This is a genomic window from Pseudomonadota bacterium, assembly GCA_010028905.1.
Lineage (GTDB): Bacteria > Vulcanimicrobiota > Xenobia > RGZZ01 > RGZZ01 > RGZZ01.
The window spans coordinates 1-4,545 of sequence record RGZZ01000408.1; the positions used below are offsets into that span (position 1 = coordinate 1).

Below are 4,545 nucleotides of genomic sequence, written 5' to 3' on the forward strand. Positions count from 1 at the left end.
GTTCGTCCTCAAGACAAACGAAACCCTGACAAGAGCTCCGGGGTCGCCACCCATAGAATCACGCGCGAACTCCGTGGGACCACGCCGCCGGCAGGGCACCTGAAGCCACCTTCGCGCACTGCCGTCGCGTGGGCGGACGGCCTGCTGAGCGCCCCGATCCACCTCAGTCCACCACGACACCGTGGGGGACAAGCCGATGTCCACCACGACACCGTGGGGGACAGCCTTCCACGAAGGCTCCACGGGCGAGCGCGACACCGTGTCCACCACGCCACCGTGGGGGACAACCCCGCGTCCACCACGACACCGTGAGGGACAACCCTGCGGAGCTGCACCAGCGAGGGCGCCACACCAAGGCAGCACACCACGCAAAAACCCGCAGGACTGGAACCGAACCGCGCAGAAAGCGGCGCCCGCCGTGCCCACTAGCATCCACGACGCCCCCACCTTCATCGAAAAGCCAGAGCCCATGCCCCACGCTTCCTCGCTCAGACCCGACCACTGGAACTCCTTCCAGTCCTGCCTCACGCGCCTTCGCTCTCGTCGCGGACGACTCGTTGCATTCGGGGGAGGGCGCGATCCGCGCGGCTGGGTGCGCCCTGCCTTCGTGCACCTCGCGGGAGGTGACGCTGCACGGATCGCCATCGTGCCCGTGGCCAGCCACCGCGAAGAGACGGCTGGGATGTACGTCGACATGTTCTCGCAGCTCGGCGCTCGCGACATCTGGGTGGTCGACCCCGAAGGCGAGCAGGCCGACCACCCAGCGGTGGACGACGCTCTCGCGCACGCCAGCGGCATCGTGCTGACCGGCGGCGATCAGAAACGCCTGGCCCGACAGCTCCGCGGAACACGTGCATTGAACGCCCTCGAGCAAGCACTCGAGCGTGGCACCCCCGTGTACACCACCAGCGCAGGCACCATGGCCTTGAGCGACGTCATGATTGCAGGCCTCGACGACGAGGCGCGGGTCATCCTCGAAGATGGTCTCAGCATGCTCCCTGGGCTCACCATCGAGACACACGTCAACACGCGGAACCGACACGGCCGGCTCACCGAGCTCCTCGGACGCCAGGTGAATGCACTGGTGGTCGGTCTCGACGAGGACACCGCCCTGGTCTTTGAAGCGCACTCCTCGAGAGCGCTCGTACTGGGAACAGGGAGCGTCGTGTTCCTGGCCCGCGAAGGCGCGGCGGCGAATGCGCCTCGCTTCCACGCGGGCGACACCATCGACCTGGCCGACTTCACCCCCTGACCCCACCGCAGCACCCTGACCCCACCGCAGCACCCTGACCCCACCGCAGCACCCTGACCACGTGCGGCAGGGAATCGCATATCAATCCGAGGAATCTCCCAACACGAGCCGACAAGAGCACGCGACTCGCCCACCCCCGAACACGAGGCATGGAATGCAACCCACTGAAGACATCTACACCGAGCCGGACGATCTCGACATCGACACGCTGCGCAACCTGGGTCCGCTCACCGCGCTCGCAGGCATCTTCGAGGGCGACAGCGGCGCTGACGTGCACCCCTCGGAAGACGGCGCGGAGGGCGACGCCTACGTCGAGCGCTACGAGGCCCAGCCCATTGATCCCCAGCTCAACGGTCCACAGGTTCTCTATGGGCTGCGCTATCACACCCACATCCGAAAGCCCGGCGAGATCGAGACCTTTCATGACCAGGTGGGATACTGGCTCTGGGAACCCGCCACGCACACGCTCATCCAGACCCTCACCATCCCCCGCGGCCAGACCGCCCTCGCCATCGGAACAGCTGCGCCCGACGCGCGCACCTTCACGCTCACCGCCACCCTGGGCTCGCCGACCAGCGGCATCAGCTCGGCCCCTTTTCTCGACCACGCCTTCAAGACGACCGAGTACCGGATCACCGTTTCCATCAACGACGACGGCACCTGGTCGTACGATCAGGACACTGTCATGACCGTGCTCGGTCGCACAGAGCCGTTCCACCACACCGACCGACACACCTTGCGCAAGGTCGCCGATCCCACGCCCAACCCGTTGGCGGCGGCCGCGCAGCAGCGCTGAGAGGAGCATCCATGGGCTGGAGCCTTCACAAGTCGATCAACTTCGGGCCCGTACGCGTGAACGCGGGAAAGACGGGGCTGAGCTTCTCCGTGGGACAGGGGCCGTTCCGCGTCGGCGCCTCCACAACAGGACGCACCTATGGCAGCGCCACGGTGCCCGGCACGGGCCTTCGCTACACCCAGTCGTTCAGCAAGGGCACGCGGCCCGCTGAGCCCACCTATCTCGGATGGATTGCCGCAGCCGGCATGTTCATCTGGCAGAAGTTCCTGAAAGGATGACCACGAGAATGTCTGCTGTCGAGTACGTTCGAATCTTGCGCACCCACGAGTCGGAGCGCTATCTGCTCCGCGTCGCAGGACAGGAGGCGGGGGCACTCGATCTGCACTTCCTCGCTTCCGGGTCTGTGGCCGGCACCATCATCCTGCTCGAGGAGGGCGCCATCAGCGATGACGACGTGCCCACGCTGCTCACCCAGATCGACGAGCAGCTGCTCCCCGACGCCACGTTCAAGGAGCACAACATCTTCTTCACCGTGGTGCGGGGACGGGTGCTCGGCAGCTTCCAGCCGGACGGTCGCTGAGCAACCGGCAACGCAACGGGCCTCCGCCACACCCGCACCTCAGGTCGGGCTCAAGCCATCGCTACGCCCGTCACCGTCGGTTCAGTCTCGCTTCTCTGGGGAAGCCTCGCCCTGCATGACGCTCCCGGCGAACTTGTTCACCAGATTCGGGATGTTTACGTTCTTGGCATCCATCATCTTGCAGAAGGCCGCGGCCACCGAGAACCCAACGGTCAGCGCCAGGCCCGCTTTGCACATGCCCTCGAATGCCTTGCCCATGGCGGCCCAGTCATCGAGGGCCACCTCTTGCGCTGGCAGCCCCGCCAAGGGTGCACGGGCAACCGTGTGGGAACGGGCCTCGCGGGCCTCTTCGGACGGCTGGTTCATAAGATGAGCCCTCACCTTTCTCGCTGAAGAGATGTCGCTCCGTGAATCGGCTGCGCCCGAGCAGTGCCTCACCGCGAGGGGTGATGCTGAAGCACCAGTCGACGTGGCCGACCGTTGCCACGCAGCGCAGACATGAGGAGTATACCCCTTCAGCACGCGCACTTCCCCCTCGACGGCCGCACCTCCCCCTCGTTCCCAGGTGACACCCGACCCTCCCACGCGCAGGCCTCAGGCGTCAACAATGGTCCAGGCGACAGAAACAAGAGCGGTCGCGCAGCACGGCCGGCGAAACGGGAGTCCCGGACGTCGCGATCGAAGGGCGCAGCCTCACGAAACGCGAAACGGGAGGCCGCGCGGCTCATATGGTCGCAGTCCAAGACATCTCAGGGAGCCCATCGACCGGTGAAGAGAACCACCAGACCGCTCTACGTCGTGAAGACCTCACCCATTCATGGAAGGGGCGTGTTCGCCGCGCGCGACATCCGCAAGGGTGCCCGCATCATCGAGTACACGGGCGAACGCGTCTCGCAGGAAGAAGCGAACAGCCGCTATGGTGACGATGACTCAGACCGCCCACACGTGGTGCTCTTCACCGTTGACGATGACACCGTCATCGACGCCGCCGTGGGCGGCAACGAGGCGCGCTTCATCAACCACTCGTGCACGCCGAACTGCGAGGCCGTGGAAGATGGAGGGCGCATCTACATCGAGGCGACGCGAACGATTCGCCAAGGCCAGGAGCTGTTCTACGACTACAAGATGCAGCACGAGGACCACGCCGAGGAGGAGACCCGTCAGCGCTACGCGTGCGGATGCGGCACCACCGCCTGCCGCGGCACGATGCTCGACATCGACAGAGACTGAACGCGACCCGAGATCTGTGGCGAGAGACCGCGGGTGACGGCGGGCCAAAGCGCGGTGATGGCTGCGAAAGCGGCGATAGCGGGTCTGCGAAGGCGTTCGCCGCCGCTGCGATGTCGCGTCAGTACGCCTCTTCCTCGATGACCATGGCGTTGGCGCCCTGCCCCTCGAACGCGTGGGTGATGACGATGCGGCGGCGCGTTGGCCACCCGCGCTTCAGTGCGAAGTGCGTGACGCAGCAGTACTCCACCTGAGGCTCGCCCGCCGCCTTCCCCTCGCTTACGAGATAGACCTCGCGCTCACCCTCGAGCACCTCGACGCGCGCAAGCGTGTGGCTCATGGCGAGGGGACGACCGCTCACCGCCTCGATGCTCTTCCAGGCCCTCCTTGTCTCGACTGGCTCGATGGGAAACGTCATGAACGGCAGCACCGGGGGCACGGGGTCTGCGGCAAGAAGCTCACCACGGTGGCTCACGTGGTAGACCGCGGTCATCTGATCCTGCCACGGGACAAGGCGGGGTGGCTCGACCATGCGCGTGGTGAGCTCGAGACGCGCGCTCTTGTCGGTCAGGCGTTCGAGCACGGTGAGCGTTCCCTCGAGCACCATCTGGTCTTCGAGGCGCGTGTCGTCAGCGCGATCGATGACCTGGCTGATCGTGTGCCGGAGACGCAGCACGTCACCCTGCTGAA

At 65.9% G+C, this 4,545-nt stretch carries 7 protein-coding genes; 5 read left to right on the plus strand and 2 right to left on the minus strand.

The genetic code is table 11. From position 1 onward, the window contains the following. Positions 1–196 precede the first annotated feature (196 nt). The 4 genes from EB084_20055 to EB084_20070 all read left to right on the plus strand — a co-directional run bounded on the left by EB084_20055 (position 197) and on the right by EB084_20070 (position 2,628). The gene (locus EB084_20055; GenBank protein ID NDD30560.1) at positions 197–1,252 is read left to right on the plus strand and encodes a cyanophycinase; all 1,056 of its coding nucleotides are present in this window, start codon (positions 197–199) and stop codon (positions 1,250–1,252) included. 154 nt (positions 1,253–1,406) lie between these two features. Further along, positions 1,407–2,048 carry a DUF1794 domain-containing protein gene (locus EB084_20060; protein ID NDD30561.1) on the plus strand — a complete coding sequence of 214 codons (642 nt, stop codon included), beginning with the start codon at positions 1,407–1,409 and terminating at the stop codon, positions 2,046–2,048. A gap of 11 nt (positions 2,049–2,059) precedes the next feature. Beyond that, positions 2,060–2,326 (plus strand): DUF4236 domain-containing protein, encoded by a 267-nt coding sequence (locus EB084_20065; GenBank protein NDD30562.1) that lies wholly within the window; start codon positions 2,060–2,062, stop codon positions 2,324–2,326. An 8-nt stretch (positions 2,327–2,334) separates the two neighbouring features. Continuing rightward, on the plus strand, positions 2,335–2,628 hold the full coding sequence (locus EB084_20070; protein NDD30563.1) for a hypothetical protein: 294 nt from the start codon (positions 2,335–2,337) through the stop codon (positions 2,626–2,628). Positions 2,629–2,709: 81 nt separating this feature from the next. Here the strand turns inward: EB084_20070 and EB084_20075 are convergent, their stop codons facing one another. Further along, the gene (locus tag EB084_20075) at positions 2,710–2,994 is read right to left on the minus strand and encodes a hypothetical protein (protein NDD30564.1); all 285 of its coding nucleotides are present in this window, start codon (positions 2,992–2,994) and stop codon (positions 2,710–2,712) included. Between the two features lie 132 nt (positions 2,995–3,126). Between EB084_20075 and EB084_20080 the strand changes: the two genes are divergently transcribed. Beyond that, on the plus strand, positions 3,127–3,858 hold the full coding sequence (locus EB084_20080; GenBank protein NDD30565.1) for an SET domain-containing protein: 732 nt from the start codon (positions 3,127–3,129) through the stop codon (positions 3,856–3,858). Positions 3,859–3,976: 118 nt separating this feature from the next. Here the strand turns inward: EB084_20080 and EB084_20085 are convergent. Then, positions 3,977–4,545: hypothetical protein (locus tag EB084_20085; protein ID NDD30566.1), on the minus strand; the 569-nt coding region annotated here is incomplete at its 5' end.